Origin of the sequence: Marinisporobacter balticus (genome assembly GCF_004345705.1) — a bacterium.
GTDB classification, from domain to species: Bacteria; Bacillota; Clostridia; order Peptostreptococcales; family Thermotaleaceae; genus Marinisporobacter; species Marinisporobacter balticus.
The window spans coordinates 1-25,214 of record NZ_SLWV01000022.1 but is presented as its reverse complement, the minus strand read 5'-3'; the positions used below and the strand labels follow the sequence as shown (position 1 = coordinate 25,214).

Below are 25,214 nucleotides of genomic sequence, written 5' to 3'. Positions count from 1 at the left end.
TGAAGATGCTTCTGCGATTCTATTTACTGTGGTAAAAATTCAGTTAAATTTTTTATAAAAGAGCCTATTTAGGTTCTTTTTCAATAGAAAATTATCTTAATGTTATGTACAATACATATAAAGAAACTTTTGGGAGGAGGGAAATATGAAAAGCTTAAAAATAAAAATACCTGTATTGATTATTGCTTTAGTTATATTTGCTACGATCTTTAGTGCGTATGTATCTTATAATGTAGCTAGTAAAGAAGTAAAACAACACATCATTAATAAAAACGAAATTATTGCAAATATGATTTCGGATCAAGTGAGTCAGTACTTATTGGATGCACAAAATACAGTTGAATATGTGGCGAAAAATAGTGATGTAGCGGATATGGAAAAAATCAAAAAAGAAATTAATAAAGTATATAATAGTTATCGATGGGTAGATGTAATGTTTTACATGACACCTGAAGGAACGATTACTTATAGCCAACCACATAACGATGTTATTTATCAGCGAAATTATGTAGAAAGAGGATATTATAAATATTTGATGGAAAATAAAAGTACGTATATTAGCAAAGTTTTTATAAGTAGTTTACTTAATCAACCACATATTATTATTGTTTCGCCTATTTTGGATGAAACTACAGGGCAAGTTAAAGGGATTATAGGAGGCGGTGTTCCTTTAGAATCTATTCAAGAGATTGTACAAAAGACACAGCAGTCTTACGATGGAAAAATTTATGTGATTGATAGTGAACGAAAAACATTAGTAAGTCCAGATTACAAAGGATTGTCAAAAAAAATCCTGTTAGAAAGGCGTATTCAAATCGATGGAAAAACAATGGATTTAGAAGAAATTTTTGAAAACTACGCAAAGGGTGTTGGAGAGTATAAAAATGGTCCACAGACTGTTTATGTGTCCTTCAGTAAAATTGAAAATTATGAAGGGTTGATTATTGTTGAGCGAGATGAAGAATATATAGGAAAAGAGATCAAACGAATTCAAAGAGAATTATTGCCTTGGGTGCTTCTCATTATTGTTATCGTTTTATTGCTTAGTATTTCCTTTGCGTATACGATTACAGATCCTATTGAAAAATTAGTGATTTATGCAAGAAAAATGAGTAAAGACATTCATCAAGGAATGGAAGGGTTTAAGGTTACAAAGGATAATGAGATTGGGGAATTAGAACTTGCTTTTTCGGGAATGAGCCAGGAACTTAGTAAAAAGATAGCAGATTTAAAATGTTCTCATAAAAGAGAAAAAGATACAAAAAAATATTTAAACAATATATTAAGAAGTGCTGGAACGGGAATTATTGTAATAGATGATAAAGATAAGATTATTATTTTTAATAAAGCAGCTGAAAAGATTACTGGCATAAAAGAAGACGAATTTATTGGAGAAAATGTCTATGCACTTATAAAATCTATAAATTTACCTAAAACCATTTTCAACAAAAATTTGAAAGCAAGCATGATGGTTGAGGAAGAATATAAAATCAAAAAAAATGATGGGGTAGAGGTTCCTATAAGTATGATGATCTCTCCTATATATGATGATGCATCTAATATTATTGGATTAGTTTGTTTGATGAAAGATTTATCGCAGATTAAAATGTTAGAGCAACAGATTAAAAGAGAGGATCGATTAAAAACAATTGGAGAACTATCTTCTTCTATTATACATGAAATTGGAAATCCTTTAGCAGGAATGACAAATCTTTTGGAAGTCCTAAAAGATAATATAGCGGATGAAGATTTAAGAGATGAATTAATTTTTGCTATAAGAGAAGAAGTGGGGATGCTCAATCAGATTGTAATTAATTTCTTAGAATTTACACGTATGCATAATAATAAAAAAACAGATATTAATATATTGCATGTGCTAGATAGTGCGTTAAATATTTTAAAACCTAAGATGAGATATAAAAATATTCGTATTATAAAAAAATTTCCGCGGGAAATTCCTTCTATTAGAGTAGATCCGCCAGCTATGAGGCAAGCTTTGGTAAATATATTAAAAAATAGCATTGAAGCAGTTGGTAAATTTGGAATGATTGAGCTAAACGTACAAATCCTTGATGCGGATGAAAAAGAATTGATTGTTTCGATAAAAGATAATGGCGCAGGAATGAATGAAGAGATGATGGATAGAATTTTCAATCCTTTTTTTACAACGAAAGAAGATGGAACCGGATTGGGACTTTCCATTGTGCATAAAATTATAACAGATAGTGGGGGAAGCATTACCGTAAAAAGTGAATTAGGAAAATATACAGAATTCATATTATCTTTTAAGGGAGATCGAGCAAATGAAAGTATTGATTATTGATGATGAAAAAAGCATTCGTTTATCTTTACGTGTAGGATTGAGTAAGTTAGGGGTGAAAATCTTTACAGTAGATTCTGGAGAAGCAGGTATTGAAATTTTTGATAAAGAAAAACCACATTTATCCATAGTGGATATAAATTTACCAGGGATGAGTGGCATAGATGTCTTAAAGGAAATAAGAAAAAAAGATAAAAATAGTATTGTGATTATGATTACCTATATTAGTGAAGTAAAACTAGCTGTTGAAGCCATGAAATTAGGTGCAAATGATTATTTTACAAAACCTTTTAGTATTGAAGAGATTAAAGACAGTATTGATGATAATCTGAAATATATAAAAAAAGTACAAGAATTATCTACAAAGAAAGAAAAAAAAATCACAGAAGTAATTGGAATTAGTAAATCGATACAAGAAGTGAAGGATATTGCGAAAAAAGTAGGAAATATGCCCTATGATACATTTATTCTTGTGCAAGGTGAGAGTGGAACAGGGAAAGAGATTATTGCAAAAGCTATTCATTTTAATGGGATTAGAAAAGAGGCACCTTATATTGCGCTAAACTGTGCGGCTATTCCTAAAAATTTACAGGAAAGTGAATTGTTTGGACATGAAAAAGGCGCTTTTTCTGATGCAAAGAAATTAAAAAAAGGATTAATTGAAGAAGCCAATGGAGGAACACTATTTTTAGATGAGATTGGAGATATGGATCTATTACTTCAAGCAAAAGTTTTAAGGGTTTTACAAGAAAAAAAATTTCGACGTGTTGGAGGTGTTGAGGAGATTTCTTTTTCAACAAATATAATTGCTGCAACCAATAAGGATTTGGTAAAGGCGATAGAAAATGGAAACTTTAGAGAAGATTTATATTATCGGCTCAATGTAATTCCTATATATACGACGCCACTCCGCGAAAGAAAAGAGGATATAGAAGTATTGATTGATTATTTTGTTAATCAATACAATGTTACCCTCGATAAAAGCGTGAAGGGTATGACAAAAGAAGCACTAGAAATATGTACAAACTATGAATGGAAAGGAAATGTAAGAGAATTAAAAAATTTATTGGAAAGAGTGATGATTTTTCAAGAGGATGACTGGATAGATGTTGAAAACTTACCCCAAAATATTATTAGCCAACAGAGTATAGAGAAAACCGGTACTCTATTAAATACCAATCTTGAAAATATTGAAATGGAAGCCATTAATAAAGTGCTGCAACAAAATAACTGGAATATTTCAAAAACAGCAAAAAATCTAGGCATTTCCCGTGTAACATTGAGACGGAAGATTGAAAAATATAGTATACAAAAATAGAATTGGAAACATCTGAACCATAAGTGGTAAATATTTTACCACTTATGGTCTTTTTTTTACTATCCTAAATCATGAAAAATGGAATCTCTAACATTGTTAAAAATTTATAAAAGTTAGAGCGAGTTTTGAAATAAATAATGATACGACTTGCAAATTCACGGATAAATAAATATGAATAAATTGCTAATACTGTATTTGAGGGTTAATATTACATGAATAAGGAAGTGTAGATTCTTTAGAAAGATATGAATTATGGGATCGTTCGATTTATACATTGTTAAAAATTTATAAAAGTTTATAAAAGTTTATAAAGATTGGAATGGATTTTGCAATAAACTTTATAAAGAGATATAAATTTAGAAATAAATACGAATAAATTTTCAAGTATTTATTCACTATTTGCTGGTGAGTCTAAAACAAGGGGAGGTGTTTTAAAAAAAAGAAAACGATTGCAATCATTATTATAAATAAATAGGCGTAAAGAGAAACTTATAAAGGGAGGAAAAACTATGAAATTTGATGTGGCTGCTTGGCTTATGAATCCGTTCATATTGATGTTTGTCGCAGTGTTTACAGGAATGTTGTTTGGAAAAATAAGATTTGGAAAGTTTAATTTTGGTGTATCGGGTACTTTATTTACTGGACTCTTAATAGGTTGGTGGGTACTTGGATATGGAAAAGGATTTGGAGAAGGAGATGCAGCATATAAGGCTGCTGAAAAACTTATAAAAGCTGGCGTTATTGATAAAAGCTTTTTCTCATTATTCCTGATACTATTTGTTGCGGCAGTAGGACTATTAGCAGCGAAAGATATGGGTGCAGTACTAAAAAAATATGGGGCAAAATTTGTTATCTTAGGATTCTTAATTACATTTTTAGGAGCAACAGCAACCTATGGCATGACGCTTTTAAGTCCAGCCTTAGGGTTAAGTTCTAATCCATATGAAATATCAGGCGTTTATACAGGGGCACTTACGAGTTCACCAGGACTTGCAGCGGCTATTGAAACAGCAAAAGGACACTCTACACATAAGGCTGAGATCTATGAAACATTAAGTGATGATGAAAAAGCAAAAGTTTTGTTTGTATTAGATGCAACTGGAGGCTTAACACCAGAAAATACACCAATATTATCCAATGCCCAAAAAGCAGAACTAATAAAAAATGCTGAAGCAGGAATCGGTGTAGGGCATGCCATTGGTTATCCGTTTGGAGTATTAATCGTAATCCTTTGCGTAAATTTCTTTCCAAAACTATTTGGTATGAATGTAGAGGAAGAGCAAAAAATGTTTAGACAAGAAATGGCAGAAGCAAAAGCGTCATCAGGTGGAAAAGAAATTGAAGAGACTTCTTTTGATCTTACTGCATTTGCAATCGCTTGTTTCTTTGGATACACCATAGGATTGTTTAAAATTAAGTTGCCATACTTAGGCGATTTTAGTCTAGGTGCTACAGGGGGTGTTTTAATCGGTTCACTTATACTTGGACATATTGGAAAAATAGGAGCACTCAACTTTAGAATGAACAACAAGATATTAGGGGTTGTTAGACAATTATCTCTTGCATTTTTCTTAGCAATCGTAGGACTTAGATATGGATTTAAAGTATTTGATGCATTACTTGGTACTGGATGGTATTTAGCAATTGTATCATTAGTAGTAGGTGTGGTTGCAATGACAGTAGGTTTCTTTATAGGTAGATATGTATTGAAAATTAACTGGATTATGTTATCAGGGGCGATTTGTGGAGGAATGACATCTACACCAGGTCTTGGCGCTGCTGTTGATGCGATTGGTAGCGATGACCCTGCTGCAGGATATGGCGCAACTTATCCAGCGGCACTTTTAGGAATGGTGTTGTTTACAATAATATTGCATAATTTACCAATGTAAATATTTTGTTTTTATAGCAAACATCGCATGATTATTTACTCGCTAAACACTTCGACCACTCATGTTTTTCCAAATATATTTCGATGGGTAAAGGTATTTGTTATATTAAAATAAAATGTAGAATTATATACTTTACATCTGAATCTATTAAGGATATAATTTTCTATAAAGCGAATACTAACTGTCGAAAAAAGAAGAAAAGCAATCCATTTTGGAGGTGGGTGTGTTGTTACCCGAAAAAATCTTTATAAGCGGATATGCAAAGCTACCTAAAGGGATTACATCGACTGAACTTTATAGTGTTATAGCAGTTGGTGTTTTAGTAAATAGATACACGGGGGAAGTTTTTGAGGCGGAAGCTTCATTGGTAACTAGTGTAGCTAAAGATTTCTTTAGGAACCATCTTGTGGGTAAAAACTTAAATAATTTTGATGAAATCGAAAAAATGTTTAAAGAAAATTATTTTGGATCTGCAAGAAAAGCCATTATATCTGCTTTAAGAACATGCTATGAAAAGTATGAACAGATTGTAGCGGGTGTTGAAGACGTTGAGTAAATAAAAATAGAGAAGCCTATTATCTGTGATGGCAAAATGACCTTTTGTCAACCTACAACAGATAAATTCCGGCTAGGTGTATGGTATGAATAAACTTTGGATATTTGTACCCTATATCTAGTCGTTTTTGTTTTTATTACTGATATGACGCATTTTATAAATAAAAGGAGGAACAACCGACATGTTAGAAAATAGAATTAGAAGAGAAGATTTAAAAGGAAAAATTATGTCAGCTGCAGAAGCAGCACTATTTATCGAGGATGAAATGACTATTGCAACGAGTGGGTTTACGCCATCGGGGTATCCTAAAGCAGTGCCACTAGCGCTTGCGAAAAGAGCAGAAGATGGAGAAAAAATAGGGATTACACTTATAACGGGTGCGTCTGTAGGAGATGAATTAGATGGTGCTTTAACAAGAGCAGGCGTTTTAAAAAGAAGATTCCCTTATCAAACAAATAAAGATTCTAGAAATGCTATAAATAACGGGACTGTTATGTATCAAGATATGCATTTAAGTCATGTGTCACAATATATTGATTATGGATTTTTTGGAAAAATAGATGTAGCAATTATTGAAGCTTTAGCAATAACAGAAGATGGGGGAATTATTCCTACTACATCCGTAGGGATTTCACCACAGGCTGTAAAAAATGCAGATAAAGTAATTATTGAGATTAATACGAGTCAACCAATGGCATTAGAAGGCGTACACGATATATACATGACAGAGAAACCCCCACATAGAAAACCGATTCCAATTGAAAATTCAGGAGACCGTATAGGAACGACATATATACCTTGTGATCCTGAAAAAATAGTAGCAATTGTTGTTACGGACAAACCAGACAAAGTGAGACCGCTCGGTGCAATTGATGAAAATTCTAAGAAGATATCAGAACATATCATCAAGTTTTTAGAGAATGAAGTGAAAATGGGAAGACTTCCTCAAAATCTATTGCCACTTCAATCAGGTGTAGGTTCTGTTGCGAATGCAGTACTTGGAGGTCTTGTTGATTCTAAGTTTGAAAATTTAACTTGTTATACAGAAGTGATTCAAGATTCTATGTTTGACCTTATAGATGCAGGAAAAGTAACCGTTGCTTCAGGGACATCTTTTACACCATCAGAAGAGGGACTTGTAAGACTACTTGATAATATGGAGCACTATGCAAAGCATTGTGTATTAAGACCTATGGAAATCAGTAATAATCCAGAAGTTGCAAGAAGATTGGGTGTAATTGCGATGAATACTGCGATAGAAGTAGATATTTATGGCCATGTGAATTCAACGAATATAATGGGATCGCGCATGATGAATGGTTTAGGGGGATCAGGGGATTTCACTAGGAATGCTTATCTTTCAATCTATACATCTGTTTCAACTGCAAAAAATGGAGATATTTCTTCTATTGTGCCTATGGTGTCTCACGTAGATCATACAGAGCATGATGTGATGGTAGTTGTTACAGAACAGGGGATTGCTGACTTAAGAGGATTAGCGCCAACTGAAAAGGCGAGAAAAATTATTGATAATTGTGCACATCCAGATTATAGGCCGATGCTACATGCTTATTTAGAAAAAGCACTTGAGAAAAAGACAAAGCATCAGCCACATGTAATTGGAGAAGCCCTTTCTTGGCATGAAAGATTCCTAGAAACAGGAAGTATGAAAATGAAATAATTACAAAAAATAGATTATATTGATCTACATGTATGTTATAGTACAGAATGTATACACATATACTTCCGAAAACTGCATACAAAAGTTTTCGATTTATGGTATTCTATAAAATATAATAATAGATAATTATTTATTGTTTATGAGGAGGAGAAAAATGTTTGAAAAAGACAAGCTAGACAAAATCAAAGAGAATTTTAATGCTTTTGATTCAAAAACAGTAGAGGGGTTACAAAAAAGACCTGAAAGAAAAGAAGTATTTGAAACTGGTTCAGGAGCAGTTGTAAATAGACTTTATACACCTGTCGATATTGAAGATTTTGATTATGAAACAGATTTAGGGTTGCCAGGAAGTTTCCCTTATACTAGAGGGGTTCAACCGAATATGTATAGAGGTAGATTTTGGACAATGCGTATGTATGCAGGATTTGCTACAGCAGAAGAGTCCAATAAACGTTATAAATTCTTAATTGAACAAGGATCAATGGGTCTTTCTGTTGCATTTGACCTTCCAACACAAATTGGGTATGACTCAGATCATGCATTATCAGAAGGTGAAGTTGGAAAAGTTGGTGTTGCGATTGACTCATTAGCAGATATGGAAATCTTATTTGATGGGATTCCACTAGACAAGGTTTCAACGAGTATGACAATTAATGCACCCGCATCTGTACTTTTAGCGATGTACATTGCAGTTGGAGAAAAACAAGGTGTAAGTGCTGATAAACTAAGAGGAACGATACAAAATGATATCTTAAAAGAATACATTGCGCGTGGAACATATATCTTCCCAACAGAAGCATCTATGCGTTTAATTACAAATATATTTGAATACTGTTCAAAAGAGGTACCACTATGGAATACAATCTCAATTTCTGGATACCACATCAGAGAAGCAGGTTCTACTGCTGCGCAAGAAGTAGGGTTTACACTTTCTGATGGGATTGCTTATGTAGATGCTGCCATTAAAGCGGGATTAGATGTTGATACATTTGCACCAAGACTATCATTCTTCTTCAATGCACACAATGATATTTTAGAAGAAGTTGCGAAATATAGAGCAGCAAGAAGACTCTGGGCAAGAATTATGAAAGAAAGATTTGGCGCAAAAAAAGCGAAGTCAATGGCACTTAAATTCCATACACAAACAGGTGGGTCAACGCTTACAGCACAACAACCAGAAAACAATATTGTTCGTGTTGCAATTCAAACACTTGCAGCTGTTTTAGGTGGCACACAATCATTACACACAAACTCAAAAGACGAAGCATTAGCACTTCCTACAGAAGATTCAGTTCGTGTAGCACTTAGAACACAACAAATTGTAGCACATGAGAGTGGTGCTGCGGATACAGTAGATCCATTAGCAGGTTCATACTATATAGAAGCAAAAACAAAAGCAATTGAAGAAGAAGCAATGGAATACATCAAAAAGATTGATGAAATTGGTGGCGCACCAAGAGCGATTGATAATGGATATATCCAACAAGAGATTATGGATGCAGCATATAACTACCAAAAAGATATTGAATCAGGTAAGAGAGTTATTGTTGGTATGAACAAATTCCAAATTGAAGAAGAAGCGCCTAAAGGATTATTAAGAGTAGATCCTTCAGTTGGGGAATTACAAAAGGCGAAGATTCAAGCCTTAAAAGGAAAAAGAGATAATGCACTCGTAACAGAAAAATTAGAGGCACTAAGAGCTGCTTGTCAAACAGAAGTAAACTTAATGCCACTGATATTAGATGCTGTAAGAGCGTATGGTACTTTAGGAGAAATCTGTGGTGTAATGAGAGAAGTATTTGGTGAATATCAACAAAGTGTACAATTATAAAAATTAGAAAAAAACGATATATTTTGAAATAGATAAAGCTTGAGGAAAGATTAAATGAGGGAGGAAAAATTTATGGATAGACCAATTAGAGTATTAGTTGCAAAGCCAGGCCTTGATGGTCATGATAGGGGAGCAAAAGTAATCGCAAGAGCACTAAGAGATGCAGGTATGGAGGTGATTTATACTGGACTTAGACAAACACCAGAGCAAATCGTAAATGCTGCGATTCAAGAAGATGTAGATTGCATCTCTATGAGTATTTTATCTGGAGCGCATAATACATTACTTCCAAAAGTTGCTGAACTTCTTAAAGCAGAAAAAGTAGAGGATATTTTAGTAATTGGTGGAGGGGTTATTCCAGATGAGGACATTCCTTTCCTAAAAGAAAAAGGAATTGCAGAAATTTTCACTCCTGGAACACCAACTACAGTAACAATTGATTATATAAAAGAAAACCTTAAAAGAGACAAATAAAATCTAGACTATAAGTGCAGATACAGATATTTTGGTTTGTTTCTGTGCTTATGGTCTATTGTTTAAATAGGTGGTGAGAAAAGTGGTTTTAGAAGAAAGGTTATTGCAAGGAGAAAAGCGCGCTGCGGCAAGACTGATTTCAATGGCTGAGAATCATGATACGGAAGCGATTGATATATTAAAAAGACTTTATAAAAAAACAGGAAATGCTCATGTTGTTGGGATTACAGGACCTCCTGGAGCAGGAAAAAGCACTTTAACTGATAAACTTGTAAAAGCTTTAAGAAGAGAAGGGAAAACGGTTGGTGTTATTGCTGTTGATCCAACAAGTCCTTTTACTGGGGGGTCTATTCTTGGAGATCGTGTAAGAATGAATGAATTGAGTACAGATCCAGGGGTTTTTATAAGAAGTATGGGAACAAGGGGACACTTAGGAGGACTTTCTAAGGCAACGGCTGCTGCTGTTAAAATTTTAGATATTTATGGTGTTGATTATATATTTATTGAAACAGTAGGGGTAGGACAGTCAGAAGTAGATATTGCTAGAAATGCGGACACAACGCTTATGGTGATGGTACCAGGGCTCGGAGACGATATTCAGGCAATAAAGGCTGGTATCATGGAAATTGGAGATGTATTTGCAGTAAATAAGGCGGATCGAGATGGGGCAAAAAGAACTGCAACAGAAATTGAAATGATGCTTGATTTTAATAAAACGGACTGGAGACCTCCTGTACAAAAAGTAATCGCGGTAGATAACAAAGGCATTGATGAATTACTTGACCATATAAGGACACATATGAATCATTTAAAAGATACAGGGAAACTTCAAAAAAGAAGAACCGAAAACAGCAAAATTGAAATTATTGATTTAATTCAGCAAAACCTCATGGAAATGATATTGGATAAATCTAGTAAAGAAGAAAAGGTGAATCAATTAGCAGAGGAAGTTGCACTGAGAAATTGTGATCCATATTCTGCGGCAGAATCTATATTAGATAGAATAAAATAATGAAACCGTAGAAAGAAATCGGAAAATAAAGAAAAAAGAAATTTGTATTGCAAATTTGAAAATAAAAGTGTATTATAGTTGCGTAGTAGTTTAAGTACTTTAAATGAATAACTTTGAATATATTAAGTACATTTAAAAATGACTTTAAATATATTAACAATATTAAGAACAAACTTAAATATATTAAGGAGGACAAAAATGAAAGTATTAAAGGTTGACCATATTGGTATCGCTGTTAAAAGTCTTGATGAAAGTTTAAAATTCTACCAAGATATGCTTGGACTAGACTTACAAGGAACTGAAGTTGTGGAAGAACAAAAAGTAAAAGTAGCATTTTTACCTGTAGGGGATAGTGAACTTGAACTTTTAGAATCAACAGATCCAGATGGACCGATTGCAAAGTTTATCGAGAAAAAAGGAGCAGGTCTTCAACATGTTGCATTAAGAGTAGAAAACATTGAAGAAGCGATTGCGGAAATGATAGAAAAAGGTGTTAAAATGATTGATGAAAAACCTAGATATGGTGCTGGTGGAGCGAAGATTGCATTTTGTCATCCAAAGAGTACAAACGGCGTTTTATTAGAGCTAAGCGAAAGAGTATAGAGGTAAAACTGCCTAAGATTGGCAGTTTCATAAGCGATAGGAGGTTGGACAAATGGCAAATAACAAAATAGAAGATTTGCGTAAACGCAGAGAAACAATTAATATGGGCGGTGGCGTAAAAAGAATTGAAAAACAACATGCAAATGGAAAGTTAACAGCTAGAGAAAGAATGAATTTATTATTTGACGAAGGTACTTTTGTTGAATTGGATGCTTTTGTTAAACATAGATGCACAAACTTTGGCATGGAGAAACAAGACAATCCAGGAGAAGGTGTTGTTACTGGATATGGTATGGTGGATGGAAGATTGGTTTACGCATTTGCACAAGATTTTACAGTAGTAGGTGGTTCTTTAGGGGAAATGCATGCTGCGAAAATTTGTAAAGTACAAGAAAATGCTTTGAAAGTAGGCGCACCAATTGTTGGAATGAATGATTCAGGGGGTGCAAGAATCCAAGAAGCTGTAGATGCGCTTTCAGGATATGGAAGAATATTCTATAATAATACGATTGCATCTGGTGTAATCCCACAAATTTCTGTAATTATGGGACCATGTGCGGGTGGCGCAGTATATTCACCTGCATTAACAGATTTTATCTACATGGTAGATAAAACAAGTCAAATGTTTATTACAGGCCCTCAAGTGATTAAAACAGTTACAGGGGAAGAAGTTACAGCAGAAGCGCTAGGTGGCGCAATGACACACAACTCAGTAAGTGGTTGTGCACAATTTATAGATGCAAATGATGAAGAGTGTATTGCACAAATCAGAAGATTATTAAGCTTTTTACCATCAAATAATATGGAAACGGCGCCTGCTTTTGAAACAGAAGACGATGTAAATAGATTGATTCCAGAACTTGATGATATATTACCAGATAATCCAAACAAGCCATATGATATGCTTGATGTGATTGGAAAAATTGTTGATGATGGAGATTTCTATGAAGTACAACCTCACTTTGCAAAAAATATCATTACATGTTTTGCAAGAATAAATGGTGAAAGTGTTGGTATTATTGCAAACCAACCTAAATTCTTGGCAGGATGTTTAGATATTAGTGCTTCTGATAAATCAGCTAGATTCATAAGAACATGTGATGCTTATAATATCCCGCTACTTAACATTGTAGATGTTCCAGGATTCTTACCAGGAACAAATCAAGAGTATGGTGGAATCATTAGACATGGTGCAAAAATGCTTTATGCATATAGTGAAGCAACTGTTCCTAAGGTTACATTGATTGTAAGAAAAGCGTATGGTGGATCTTACCTTGCGATGTGTTCAAAAGAATTAGGGGCAGATATTGTAATGGCATGGCCAAGTGCTGAGATTGCTGTTATGGGACCACAAGGGGCTGCGAATATTATCTTTAGAAATGATATTAAAAATGCGCAAAATCCTGCAGAAGAAAGAGCAAAGAAAATTGCAGAATATACAGCTGAATTTGCTACACCTTATAAAGCTGCAGAAAGAGGATATGTTGACGATGTTATAGAGCCAAATGCGTCAAGACCTAGACTTGTAGATGCATTTAATATGCTTGCGTCAAAGAGAGAAGTAAGACCTGCTAAGAAACATGGAAATATTCCTCTATAAGTAGACTAAATTTTAGTTGGGGGTTTATCACTCACTTAGCAAAGTAATGAACTAAGTATCCTATACTATAATGTTTTAGACGCTTAAAAAGAGAGGTGAGAATATGGATAAATTATCATTGTTAGATAAATTTAAAGATCCTGAGATCATAGGAAGTTTATCGCTAGGAGATAAGATGGTAGCTTCTTTACAGATAATGATTTTAGGGATGGGTGTAACGTTCGTAGCATTATGTATTTTATGGGGATTAATTGTAATCATGACGAAAATGATCAATGGTACACCAACGGAAGCTACAAAAGTTGTTAAAACACCAGTAGAGGTTGCTGTACCAAGTGTAGCAGTGGAAGAAGATAACCAAGAGGAATTAGTAGCGGTAATCACTGCGGCTATTGCTGCAAGTCTACAAACTTCTACGCATAATATTGTCGTTAGAAATATTACGAGAGTCATAGATGCTACACCGACGTGGGGAAGAACAGGTAGAGTGGAGCAGATGAATAGTAGATTTTAATCATTGATACTGTGAAATCATCTAAAAAGATCATGAAGGAGGATTATAAAAATGAAAAAATTTAATATAACGGTAAATGGAAATGCATATGAAGTAGAAGTAGAAGAAATTGGAGGCGCTTCAGCACCCGCACCTGTAGCTAGACCGGCAGTTGCACCAAGAGCAGCAGCGCCAAAAGCAGCACCCAAAAAGGCAGCGCCAAAAGTAGCAGCACCAGCAGGTGGAAATAGTGTTACTGCACCAATGCCAGGAACCATTTTAGATATTAAAGTAAACGAAGGAGATACTGTAGAGAGTGGTCAAGTATTATTAATTCTAGAAGCGATGAAAATGGAGAATGAAATCATGGCACCTGCAGGTGGCAAGGTAGTTTCTATTCATACAAGCAAGGGTGCTTCTGTAAGTGCAGGAGATGTACTAATAGTATTAGGATAGTTTCTAGTACCCTTTAAACTCAAAAGAAAGGAGATATACGAATGGTACAGACTATCATAGACTTTTTAAAAAGCACAGGATTCTATGGATTTAGAGATGCTCCTTTAAATGTTATTATGATCCTAGTTTCTTTTTTACTTTTATACTTAGCCATCAAAAAAGGCTTTGAACCATTATTGTTAATACCGATTGCATTTGGTATGTTCTTAACAAATTTACCTCTTGCAGGGATGATGACACCACATGGGGGACATGGGCAGCCTGGGGGACTTTTGTGGTATTTCTTCCAAGGAGATGAATTAGGAATTTTCCCACCGATTATATTTATGGGTGTAGGGGCAATGACAGACTTTGGTCCACTTATTGCTAATCCAAGAGCCTTACTATTAGGAGCAGCAGCTCAGTTTGGGATTTTTACAACTTTTATAGGCGCAATCCTTTTAGATTTTACAGGACAGCAAGCAGCTGCGATTGGAATTATCGGAGGAGCAGATGGTCCTACAGCAATATTCCTAGCTTCAAGATTGGCACCAGAACTATTAGGAGCCATTGCGGTTGCTGCCTATTCATACATGGCTTTAGTACCGATTATTCAGCCGCCAATTATGAAGGCGCTTACAACAAAAGAAGAACGTATGATCAAAATGGATCAGTTAAGAAACGTTTCGAAAACAGAAAAGATTTTATTCCCTATTATGGTTACATTAGTCGTTTCATTAATGTTACCGCCGGCAGCTACATTAATCGGAATGTTGATGCTTGGAAATTTATTTAAAGAAAGTGGTCATACAGGAAGACTTTCAGATGTTGCACAAAATGCATTAATCAACATCGTAACAATCTTACTAGGACTTTCAGTAGGGGCTACTGCAGAAGCAAGTGCATTCCTAAGATGGGAAACAATTAAAATCATCGTATTAGGAGTAATTGCTTTTGGTGTAGGTACAGCAGCAGGGGTTCTTCTTGCAAAAGTTATGAACAAACTATCAGGTGGTAAAATTAATCCACTGATTGGTTCAGCAGGTGTTTCAGCTGTTCCGATGGCAGCGAGAGTTTCTCAAACTGTTGGACAAAAAGAAAATCCTTCAAACTTTTTACTTATGCATGCAATGGGACCTAACGTTGCAGGGGTTATCGGTTCAGCTGTTGCAGCAGGGGTTATGCTTTCATTGTTCGGACCTAAATAAAAAAACAGGCAGAGAGCTCTGCCTGTTTTTTTATTATGAAAATTTAAATAGAAAAGGAGCCTAATTATATATAGATTCAATGGATGACTGTTCTGATGGAGAGTATGAATATTTTGACAAAGATGGACTTATATGATATACTAAAAAACATGAGGGGGTATAATCTTATAACTGTTAAATCCCAATATATAAAAGCAATCATGAATGAAGGGTATATGGGATACATTCTTTTGTGTTGTCAAATACTTTTTTATTTTGCATCTAATTATCTATAAGATAGCCTTTACTAACTTATCATAATGATCCCATAAATGATCCGTTAATGATTTCTTTGATATTTTAACACTTCAGATTTTTCTTCTGTTTAACTTTTTCAAATCATATACTTTTCTATTTTGAAATAAAGATTATAAAACCTTCTTATAAAACCTATTATGAAAAATCTATAAAGTATTAATTCTTTAGCATGCCCTCGTGTATAAGTGGATTTTAATGATTTTAAACAAAGGAGATGGTAGTTTATACTTTAAGTTTTGCATTACATATGTTAGAAAATTTCTCTAACATTTATTTGTGTTGTCTAAAATATATAGACAACAACGCAGGGAAATGGATTTGTTTTTTTAGCGTATACTTTTTTGTGTACATCAAACAATATTACAATAAAAGAACAATTTTTATTGGACTATTATTAAGGAGGAAATTGAAAAATGAATGTTTTTCAGAAAAACAGAATGATGAAACTGCTTCTTATATTGTTGGTAGCAGTTTGTATGCTTGGACTAACTGCTTGTGGGGGAAAAGAAGGTCAAGCAGCTACATCAAAACCAAAATTGATCCTTGGAAATGCAGGGTGGGATAGCTTTACTTTTCACAATGAAGTAGCAAAATTTATCATTGAAAATGGATATGGATATAATACAGAGGTAACAACGGGCTCGACGCCTATAACATATACAGGACTTAAAAATGGCGATATTGATATTTATATGGAAACATGGGGCACTAATATCACAGGATATGAGGAAGATCTCGCGCGTGGAGATGTGGTGAAACTTTCATTAAACTATGGAGACAATGCACAAGGATTGTATGTACCAACTTATGTGATTAAAGGAGATCCTAAACGAGGGGTTGAACCTATGGCACCTGATTTAAAAACAGTTAAAGATTTAGAAAAATATTGGGAAATCTTTAAAGATGAAGAAGATCCAAGTAAAGGACGAATTTATGGGGCCATACCAGGTTGGGAAGTAGATACTATATTAGCAACAAAAGTGAAAACGTATGGGTTAGATAAAAAATTCAATTATTTTAGTCCAGGTTCTGATGCAGCACTTGCATCTTCCATAGCAGGGGCTTATGAAAAAGGAGATCCTTGGTTAGGTTATTATTGGGAGCCTACATGGATTATAGGACAGTATGACATGACTTTGCTTTCAGATGAACCTTATAATGAAGAATTATGGAATAATGGATATGCTTGTGAGTTTGCGACTGTACCTGTTGAGGTAGTAGTAAACAAAGGCATGGCGGAGAAGGCTCCAGATGTAGTAGAATTTTTAAAGCAATATAAAACAAGTAGTAAGCTTACGAGTGATGCATTAGCCTATATGCAAAAGAATGAAGTGGAACCATCAGAAGCTGCACAATGGTTTTTAAAATCGCATCAAGATTTATGGACAAAGTGGGTAGAGAAGGATGTAGCACAAAAAGTAAAAGATGCACTTCAATAGATGAGAATAAAATCAGAATAGGAACGAGGTGATGCTGGTTGCCATATGTTCTATAGCAACCAGAAAAAATATGAATCAATTTCCAGAAACATTACGCATTGAGCTAGGAAAATATGTAGAGATGTTTGTTAAATATCTTACCGCAAATTATGGTGAGATATTTGATGCTATGAAGTCAGGAATTTTATGGTTTTTAGTGACCGTAGAAAGTTTTTTACAGTGGATTCCATGGTGGGTTGCAATAGCGGTTGTTTTTTTAGTAGGATGGCGTGTTAAAAAACAACTTTCATCAGGGATTACTTATGGGATCATGTTGTTTTTTATAGGGACTTTTGGTCTTTGGGCATTAATGATGTCAACATTAGCAGTAGTTTTAACTTCTGTGGTTATATCTTTACTTATAGGAATACCAATAGGAATAGTGATGGCTTATAGTAGAAAAATAGAGACATTTATGAAGCCAGTTTTAGATGCCATGCAGACTATGCCAAGTTTTGTATATTTGATACCAGCTATTATGTTATTTGGACTTGGAAAGGTACCAGGGGTGTTTGCTACAACGATTTATGCTGTACCTCCAGTGATTCGATTAACAAATCTAGCAATTCGTAATGTATCAAAAGAAATGGTAGAAGCCGCGCACTCCTTTGGTTCTAGTCCTTGGCAAACCCTTCTAAAGGTAGAATTGCCACAGGCATTGCCGACAATCATGACAGGTGTCAATCAAACGACTATGATGGCCATGTCAATGGTGGTTGTTGCTTCTATGATTGGTGCAAAAGGATTAGGTGCAGAAGTATTGATTGCGATTAATAGAATTGATATTGCAAAAGGAACAGAAGCAGGGCTAGCGATTGTGGTTATTGCTATTATTATTGATAGAATTACACAAGGTATTGCAGAGCGGTTTAAAATACCTGAATAAAGGAAAGTAGGCGTTTGATATGGCAGTCAAAATAAAAGTTGAAAAACTAACAAAAATATTTGGACGTAATCCAAAGGGTGTATTGAAAAAATTACAAAAAGGAATATCTAAAGAAGAAATATTAGAAAAAACAGGACATGCAGTGGGTATAAATGATGTATCTTTTGAAGTCAATGAAGGCGAAATATTTGTAATCATGGGATTATCAGGTAGTGGTAAATCTACATTGATTCGATGTTTGAATCTATTGAATAAACCTACTAGTGGACAAATATTTTTTGAGGGAAAAGATATTGTAAAGTTTAATAAACAAGAATTAAGAACTTTTAGGCAAAACAATATTGCTATGGTATTTCAACATTTTGGACTATTCAGTCATAAAACAGTTGTTGAAAATGCAGCATATGGTCTCGAAGTAAAGGGGATAGCCAAAGAAGAACGACTAAAAATTTCTAATGATATATTAGAAACAGTAGGTTTGGGAGGCTGGGGAGAAAAAATGCCACATGAGCTTAGTGGTGGTATGCAGCAAAGGGTAGGATTAGCTAGAGCGCTTGCCAATGATCCAGATATTTTATTGATGGATGAACCATTTAGTGCGCTAGATCCACTTATTCGCAGGGATATGCAGCTTGAACTTTTAGACATTCAGGCAAAGGTAAAAAAAACCATTATTTTTATTACGCATGATGTCAATGAAGCCTTTAAACTAGGAGATCGTGTAGCAGTCATGAAAGATGGGCAAGTTGAACAAATCGGTACACCAGAAGAAATTTTAGCAGAGCCAGCGAATGAATATATTGAAGAATTTATCCAAGATATTGACCGTTCAAAGGTTGTTCAAGCAAAGCATGTAATGTTTAAGCCATCACCATTATTGTTCAATAAAGATGGTTTAAAGGTAGCTATAAAAGAAATGAAGTCTAATGGTATATCTAGTATATTTGTTGTGAATAAGGAACGAATATTGCAAGGAATCATTACGATAGATGATACCATTAAAGCTATACATGAAAATAGAAAGTTAGAGGATATTATTAAGCAGGATTATTTTAAGACGGATCCTGATACATATATACAAGACTTGATTCCTATGGCTACAGATACAAAATATCCTATTGCTGTTGTAGATAAAAATGAAAAGCTTTTAGGAATTACTGTTCGTGCCTCTGTGCTAGCAGGTTTGGTTTCATAAAAAATAAATCCATTTAAATGAAAAATAGAAGCATATTTAAAAATATGCTTCTATTTTTTATTTGAATTTTGGTATTGGCTGTATATATAGTATAATATTCTTATTAAAATGTAAGGATTAAGGGGCTGTGGATTAATGAAAAAAGATGTTTTAGAGGCACTTAAAAACAATAAAGATGTTTTTATATCAGGAGAAGAGTTAAGTAAGAAAATAGGGGTAACAAGAACTGCTGTATGGAAGAATATAAAACAATTAAAAGAAGAGGGATATGAAATAGAATCGGTTTCAAGAAAAGGATATCGGTTGACTACAGAGCCGGACACATTAGATGCAAATGTCCTTGAAATAGAAGTAGCAAGTAAACATATTGGCAATAAGATCTATCATTTTGAATCTATTGATTCTACAAATACAATAGCAAAGAAACTAGCAACAGAGGGAGCTATTGAGGGGACAATTATTATTGCAGAAGAACAGAGTGGTGCAAGAGGTAGGCTTGGGAGAAATTGGGTATCCCCTAATGGTACGGGGATTTGGATGTCTATGATTTTAAGACCCAATATTGAACCGATGGAAGCCACTAAAATTACACAGATTACAGCAGCAGCGGTTGCCCTTGCTATTAAAAAGGTGACCGGGTGCGATGTGGGGATAAAATGGCCAAATGACATTATCATTAATAAGAAGAAAGTGTGTGGAATACTTACAGAAATGAGTGCTGAATTGAACTGCGTAAATTATATTATTGTAGGGATCGGTATTAATGTAAACATGAATTTATTAGATTTTCCAGAAGAAATAAGGCCTATTGCAACATCTATTAAGAGTTGTGTTGGAGAAAGTGTTTCTAGGAAAAAAATTGTTACGGAGATATTGCATAAATTTGAGGAACTATATTTAGATTTTGTAGTGCATAAGAATATCGAAAAGAGCATGAATATTTGCAAAAAATATTCAGTAACTTTGGGGAACCAGGTAAAGATAAAGAATAGAAACAAAGAAATAATCGCGCAGGCAATAGATTTAACAGAAGATGGACAACTTCTCATTAAAAATGAATTGGGAGAGATTGAAAAAGTTTTATCTGGAGAAGTATCTGTAAGAGGGTTAACGGATTATGTATAAACTTTACTTTTATATTGCAAAATGAATACGCAGATGATAACATAGATAAGGAAAAAAAGTTAGTTTCTATCCAACACTCAAAGAACAAGAGAGAAAGGTTGAGCGAAGATATGTTATTGGCATTTGATGTAGGGAATACGAATATTGTTTTAGGTGCATATAAAGGAAAAAAATTATTGAATTCTTGGAGATTTGCAACAGATAAATCTAAAAGCTCAGATGAATATGGTATGTTAATCCATCAATTATTTGAGTATGAGGGTTTGTGTATTAAAGATGTGGAGGATGTCATTATTTCATCTGTTGTACCGCCTATTATGTATACATTAGAGCATACATCATTTAAATACTTTAATAAAGAAGCGATTGTAATAGGGCCTGGTATCAAAACGGGGATGAATATAAAATATGATAATCCAAAGCAAGTAGGTGCAGATAGAATTGTAAATGCGGTTGCCGCATATGAAAAGTATGGAGGCCCTTTGGTGATTGTAGATTTTGGAACAGCTACAACTTTTTGTGCCATTTCAAAAAAAGGAGAATATTTAGGAGGCACCATTGCTCCAGGAATTAAAATATCTAGTGAAGCATTATTTCATCATGCTGCCAAACTACCGAGAGTAGAGCTTGTAAAACCTGGGAAGGTTATCTGTAAAAACACAGTAAATAGTATGCAATCAGGTATGATTTATGGATATGTTGGGTTGGTGGATTATATTGTGCATCGAATGAAAGAAGAATTAGGATGTCCCAATACTAAAGTAATTGCTACAGGAGGACTTGCTGGTCTTATTATGAGTGAAGCGCAAACCATTGATGAGATTGATAAGTTGCTTACCCTTGAAGGTCTAAGAATTATATACGATAGAAATAAAGCATAATATAGTTAGGGTCATTTTTTAGAATAATTTCTAAGAATGACCCTAATTATACTATTAGGGATAATCAAAAAATGAAATATAAAAAGAACGTTCATGCCTGATAACTTTTGAAAAAACTAAACTTCATTACATGAAAAAAACTAAACTTTCAAAACTCGCTACGCTCAAACAGTGAAAGTTCTTAACGTTTTTTTCATTCCATTCAGTAAGTTTTTTTATAAAAGTTATCAAAGTCATTTTCTTATCTTTTTATATTTCATAATCAAAGGTTGGTGTTGTCTATTAATATAAAAGAGTTAAGTAGATTTAATAGATTAATAACAAAATAGGTGGTGACAAGAATGAGAATAGGAAACATAAATTTGGAGAATAATGTATCTCTGGGTCCTATGGCAGGTGTGACAGATTTAACATTTCGACTTTTGTGTAAGGAACAAGGTGTTGGGTTAGTCTACACAGAGATGGTTAGCGCAAAAGGATTATATTATAATGATAAAAAGACAGAAAAATTACTGCAGATTGATAAAAGTGAAAAACCTGTAGCATTACAGATTTTTGGTTCAGATCCTGATATTATGGCAAAAGCTGCTGAAAAATTGAATGGATATGACAATGACATACTCGATATTAATATGGGATGCCCCACGCCTAAAATTGTTAAAAATGGGGATGGTTCAGCGCTTATGAAAAATCCAAAGTTAGTAGGGACAATTGTGAAGGCTGTAGTAGCTGCTACAGACAAGCCTGTGACTGTAAAAATCAGAAAAGGTTGGAATGAAGAACATGTAAATGCAGTAGATATTGCCAAGATTGCAGAGGAAAATGGTGCAAAAGCTATTGCTGTCCATGGAAGAACACGGGAACAATTTTATAGTGGCAAGGCAGATTGGCAGATTATTAAAGATGTAAAAGAAGGTGTATCTATTCCTGTTATTGGAAATGGTGATATTTTTACTATGGAAGATGCCATAAAGATGAAAAAAATTACAAATTGTGATGGGATTATGATTGGGAGAGGGGCACAAGGCAACCCTTGGATATTTAAAAGAGTTGCGCATTATATGAAAACAGGGAGGATACTTTCAGAGCCTAGTATATCAGAAAAAATCCAGACAGCTATTAGGCATCTAGATATGCTTATTGAGAATAAAGGGGAATATATTGCCATCAGAGAAATTAGGAAACACATAGGATGGTATTTAAAGGGGATCAGAAATTCGGCCCAAATTCGTGCCCAAATAAATATAATACAAAGCAAAGAAGAAATAAAAAAAAATCTAGAAACATTTTTAAAGGGACTCATGGATGAAAATGAAGAATAAATGTGTACAAGAGAACTTGACAATAGGAAACATCTACATTATAATGTTTCGCATATAATGAAAAATGCATAAGAAATTTTTAAAATTTTCTGCGTGTCATAAAAAGCACTGTATAAGCAGTGCTTATTGTAGTACAATAGAAATGATTTCCAGGAACGTTCGAGCATAAATTTTCTAGATAGACATATAATTATTAACAAAACTTTCATAAATAATAGGGAAAAGGAGAGAAAAAAATGAGTGAGAAGGAAATTCTATTAACGCCTCAGGGTTTAAAGAAGATAGAGGACGAATATGAACAACTAAAGACAGTTAGAAGAAAAGAAGTAGCTGGAAGGATAAAGGAAGCAATTGCTTTTGGAGATCTTAGTGAAAACTCAGAGTATGATGAAGCTAAAAATGAACAAGCTCAAGTAGAAGAGAGAATTGCAAAGCTCGAGATGACCCTACGAAAAGCAAGAATCATTGATGAAACGCAAATATCGTTAGATATTGTAAATATCGGAACTACTGTGAAAGTTAAAGATTTAGAATTTGATGAAATTGTAGAATATACGATTGTTGGTTCTGCGGAAGCAGACCCTTATGACGCTAAAATATCAAATGAATCTCCTGTTGGACAAGGATTATTAGGGAATAAAGTTGGAGATGTCGTAGATATACAAGTACCAGATGGAACGATTCAATATGAAATTTTAGAAATTAAAAGATAAATTTGGAGGTGTACAAAAGATGAGTGAAGAAATGAATCTTAGTGAAGTGCTGCAGGTGAGGAGAGATAAGCTTAAAAAGCTTAGAGATTTAAACCGAGATCCTTTTAAAATCGAAAGATATGAACAAACAGCATTTAGCGAAGATATAAAAAACAATTTTGAAACGATGGAAGGTCAAGTTGTATCTATTGCAGGAAGAATTATGGCAAAACGTACAATGGGAAAAGCGGCATTTCTTGATATACAAGATAAACAAGGAAGAATTCAATCCTATGTTCGTAAAGATGCAATAGGGGAAGAAGAATACGATATCGTTGTTACCTATGATATTGGAGATATTGTAGGGGTTAAAGGAAATGTATTTAGAACGCAAAAAGGAGAAATATCTGTGAAAGCTACAGATATATTGTTACTTTCAAAGTCTCTTCAGCCACTTCCAGAAAAATGGCATGGCCTGAAAGATAAGGAACTTCGATATAGACAAAGATATGTAGATTTGATTGTAAATCCAAAGGTAAAAGAAACTTTCATAGCGAGAACAAAAGCGATAAAAGCGTTGAGAAAATACTTAGATGATAAAGATTTCTTAGAAGTAGAGACGCCGATACTTGATACTGTAGCATCAGGCGCTACTGCAAAGCCATTTATTACACACCATAATACCTTAGATATTGATATGTATATGAGAATTGCAACAGAACTACATTTAAAGAGATTAGTTGTAGGTGGTATTGATCGCGTATATGAAATTGGAAGATTATTTAGAAATGAAGGAATGTCTCCGAAGCATAATCCGGAGTTTACTACGATTGAATGGTATATGGCCTATGCTGATTATGAAGTGATGATGCAGATGTGTGAAGAAGTAGTAGCGAAAATGGCTATGGCAGCAACAGGAACAACAAAACTTACATATCAAGGAAAAGAAGTTGATTTTACACCGCCATGGAGACGTATAAGAATGGTAGATATGGTAACAGAAGAAACAGGCATAAATTTTGAAGAAATAGAAACAAATGAAGAAGCAATAAAAATTGCAAAAGAAAAAGGATTAGATGTAGATAAAATAAGAAGCAAAGGTGAAGTAATTAATTTATTCTTTGAAGAATTTTGTGAAGAAAAGTTATTACAGCCTACTTTTGTTACGCACCATCCAGTTGAAATTTCACCATTTTCTAAGAGAGATCCAGAAAATCCACATTATACACATAGATTTGAGGCGTTTGCTAACACTTGGGAAATTGCAAATGCATTCTCAGAATTAAACGATCCAATCGATCAAAAAGAAAGATTTGAAGAGCAAATAAAGAAACAAGAATTAGGAGAGGATGAAATTGCTATGATGGATGAAGATTTCCTAAATTCTCTTGAAGTAGGACTTCCTCCAACCGGTGGAATCGGAATTGGTATTGACAGACTTGTAATGCTTCTTACAGATTCGCCAACCATTAGAGATGTTATTTTCTTCCCAACGATGAAACCTATTGATAAATAAAAAATAAAAACCATAGGAATTTTCCTATGGTTTTTATTTTTAACAAAAAAAGATAGAAAAATAGAGAAAACAGGAATACTTTTTAGGAAATTACATATAATTATAAATGGAAGCTTAAAAAAGTGTTGAATGATTTAGAGATTTATGATATAGTATGTACTGTTATTGGAGAATAGAAACAAATAATATTTTTCATTCGGCTTTTTTAACGATAAAGAATAGTTCATTAAAATATTTAAAAAGAAGTTGACACAAAACTTATTATGTGATAATATATTAGATGTCGCTTGTTTAGGACAAAATATTTGATCTTTGAAAACTACACAGTGTAAGAATTTAAGCCAGCACTTGACTTAAGTCAAGTACAATAAGTTCTAAGAACTTAAAGCAATAATGAGC

Annotated in this window: 21 protein-coding genes; all 21 read left to right on the top strand. The window is 33.9% G+C overall.

The features are described from left to right. Positions 1 to 145 precede the first annotated feature (145 nt). The 21 genes from EV214_RS13500 to lysS all read left to right on the top strand — a co-directional run bounded on the left by EV214_RS13500 (position 146) and on the right by lysS (position 24,815). Positions 146 to 2,323 carry a sensor histidine kinase gene (locus tag EV214_RS13500; protein WP_132246661.1) on the top strand — a complete coding sequence of 726 codons (2,178 nt, stop codon included), beginning with the start codon at positions 146 to 148 and terminating at the stop codon, positions 2,321 to 2,323. Continuing rightward, positions 2,304 to 3,638 carry a sigma-54-dependent transcriptional regulator gene (locus EV214_RS13495; RefSeq protein ID WP_132246659.1) on the top strand — a complete coding sequence of 445 codons (1,335 nt, stop codon included), beginning with the start codon at positions 2,304 to 2,306 and terminating at the stop codon, positions 3,636 to 3,638. The genes EV214_RS13500 and EV214_RS13495 overlap by 20 nt, the downstream gene beginning before the upstream one ends. Before the next feature lie 509 nt (positions 3,639 to 4,147). Next, entirely contained in the window at positions 4,148 to 5,530 is a 1,383-nt protein-coding gene (locus EV214_RS13490) for an aspartate-alanine antiporter-like transporter (protein WP_132246657.1), read from the top strand. 226 nt (positions 5,531 to 5,756) lie between these two features. Then, the gene (locus EV214_RS13485; RefSeq protein WP_165916370.1) at positions 5,757 to 6,086 is read left to right on the top strand and encodes a DUF3870 domain-containing protein; all 330 of its coding nucleotides are present in this window, start codon (positions 5,757 to 5,759) and stop codon (positions 6,084 to 6,086) included. A 181-nt stretch (positions 6,087 to 6,267) separates the two neighbouring features. Further along, entirely contained in the window at positions 6,268 to 7,767 is a 1,500-nt protein-coding gene (locus EV214_RS13480; protein WP_132246653.1) for an acetyl-CoA hydrolase/transferase family protein, read from the top strand. Between the two features lie 154 nt (positions 7,768 to 7,921). Next, positions 7,922 to 9,598: an acyl-CoA mutase large subunit family protein gene (locus EV214_RS13475; protein ID WP_132246651.1), complete on the top strand. Its 1,677-nt coding sequence runs from the start codon at positions 7,922 to 7,924 to the stop codon at positions 9,596 to 9,598. Positions 9,599 to 9,670: 72 nt separating this feature from the next. After that, entirely contained in the window at positions 9,671 to 10,072 is a 402-nt protein-coding gene (locus tag EV214_RS13470; protein ID WP_132246649.1) for a cobalamin B12-binding domain-containing protein, read from the top strand. An 82-nt stretch (positions 10,073 to 10,154) separates the two neighbouring features. Beyond that, positions 10,155 to 11,084, top strand: coding sequence for a methylmalonyl Co-A mutase-associated GTPase MeaB (gene meaB, locus EV214_RS13465; protein ID WP_132246647.1), 930 nt, complete (start codon positions 10,155 to 10,157; stop codon positions 11,082 to 11,084). Between the two features lie 198 nt (positions 11,085 to 11,282). Further along, complete coding sequence (gene mce / locus EV214_RS13460) at positions 11,283 to 11,687, top strand: methylmalonyl-CoA epimerase (RefSeq protein WP_132246645.1); 405 nt, start codon at positions 11,283 to 11,285, stop codon at positions 11,685 to 11,687. 52 nt (positions 11,688 to 11,739) lie between these two features. After that, the gene (gene mmdA / locus EV214_RS13455) at positions 11,740 to 13,287 is read left to right on the top strand and encodes a methylmalonyl-CoA decarboxylase subunit alpha (RefSeq protein ID WP_132246643.1); all 1,548 of its coding nucleotides are present in this window, start codon (positions 11,740 to 11,742) and stop codon (positions 13,285 to 13,287) included. A 103-nt stretch (positions 13,288 to 13,390) separates the two neighbouring features. After that, positions 13,391 to 13,801 (top strand): OadG family protein, encoded by a 411-nt coding sequence (locus EV214_RS13450; protein WP_132246641.1) that lies wholly within the window; start codon positions 13,391 to 13,393, stop codon positions 13,799 to 13,801. 51 nt (positions 13,802 to 13,852) lie between these two features. Then, positions 13,853 to 14,236: a biotin/lipoyl-containing protein gene (locus EV214_RS13445; RefSeq protein ID WP_132246639.1), complete on the top strand. Its 384-nt coding sequence runs from the start codon at positions 13,853 to 13,855 to the stop codon at positions 14,234 to 14,236. A gap of 41 nt (positions 14,237 to 14,277) precedes the next feature. After that, positions 14,278 to 15,423, top strand: coding sequence for a sodium ion-translocating decarboxylase subunit beta (locus EV214_RS13440; protein WP_132246637.1), 1,146 nt, complete (start codon positions 14,278 to 14,280; stop codon positions 15,421 to 15,423). Between the two features lie 710 nt (positions 15,424 to 16,133). Then, positions 16,134 to 17,159 carry an ABC transporter substrate-binding protein gene (locus tag EV214_RS13435; protein ID WP_132246635.1) on the top strand — a complete coding sequence of 342 codons (1,026 nt, stop codon included), beginning with the start codon at positions 16,134 to 16,136 and terminating at the stop codon, positions 17,157 to 17,159. 31 nt (positions 17,160 to 17,190) lie between these two features. Continuing rightward, entirely contained in the window at positions 17,191 to 18,084 is an 894-nt protein-coding gene (locus EV214_RS13430) for an ABC transporter permease (protein WP_243116668.1), read from the top strand. A gap of 19 nt (positions 18,085 to 18,103) precedes the next feature. Beyond that, complete coding sequence (locus tag EV214_RS13425) at positions 18,104 to 19,279, top strand: quaternary amine ABC transporter ATP-binding protein (RefSeq protein ID WP_132246633.1); 1,176 nt, start codon at positions 18,104 to 18,106, stop codon at positions 19,277 to 19,279. Positions 19,280 to 19,414: 135 nt separating this feature from the next. Continuing rightward, complete coding sequence (locus tag EV214_RS13420) at positions 19,415 to 20,404, top strand: biotin--[acetyl-CoA-carboxylase] ligase (RefSeq protein ID WP_132246631.1); 990 nt, start codon at positions 19,415 to 19,417, stop codon at positions 20,402 to 20,404. Between the two features lie 110 nt (positions 20,405 to 20,514). Continuing rightward, positions 20,515 to 21,285: a type III pantothenate kinase gene (locus EV214_RS13415; protein WP_132246733.1), complete on the top strand. Its 771-nt coding sequence runs from the start codon at positions 20,515 to 20,517 to the stop codon at positions 21,283 to 21,285. Between the two features lie 341 nt (positions 21,286 to 21,626). Then, complete coding sequence (dusB, locus tag EV214_RS13410; RefSeq protein ID WP_132246629.1) at positions 21,627 to 22,607, top strand: tRNA dihydrouridine synthase DusB; 981 nt, start codon at positions 21,627 to 21,629, stop codon at positions 22,605 to 22,607. 236 nt (positions 22,608 to 22,843) lie between these two features. Beyond that, positions 22,844 to 23,320: a transcription elongation factor GreA gene (gene greA / locus EV214_RS13405; protein ID WP_132246627.1), complete on the top strand. Its 477-nt coding sequence runs from the start codon at positions 22,844 to 22,846 to the stop codon at positions 23,318 to 23,320. Positions 23,321 to 23,339: 19 nt separating this feature from the next. Beyond that, positions 23,340 to 24,815: a lysine--tRNA ligase gene (gene lysS, locus EV214_RS13400; protein WP_132246625.1), complete on the top strand. Its 1,476-nt coding sequence runs from the start codon at positions 23,340 to 23,342 to the stop codon at positions 24,813 to 24,815. Positions 24,816 to 25,214 lie beyond the last annotated feature (399 nt).